This is a genomic window from Streptomyces johnsoniae (assembly GCF_031845565.1).
Classification (GTDB): Bacteria; Actinomycetota; Actinomycetes; order Streptomycetales; family Streptomycetaceae; genus Streptomyces; species Streptomyces johnsoniae.
Genome location: NZ_JAVREV010000114.1, coordinates 1 through 255 on the forward strand (window position 1 = coordinate 1; position 255 = coordinate 255).

Here is a 255-nt window from a genome sequence, read left to right on the forward strand (position 1 = left end):
AATCGGCGCACACGTTTCCCACGTGTGTATCGCTACTCATGCCTGCATTCTCACTCGTGAACCATCCACAACACGCTTCCACGGCTGCTTCACCCGGCACACGACGCTCCCCTACCCACCACAACATATGTGGCGACACGACTTCGGCGGTGTACTTGAGCCCCGCTACATTATCGGCGCAGAATCACTCGACCAGTGAGCTATTACGCACTCTTTCAAGGATGGCTGCTTCTAAGCCAACCTCCTGGCTGTCTC

General features: G+C 56.1%; 1 rRNA gene. It reads right to left on the reverse strand.

Annotated elements, in window-relative coordinates:
• A 23S ribosomal RNA gene (locus RM779_RS33925) occupies positions 1-255 on the reverse strand; the annotation flags it as partial.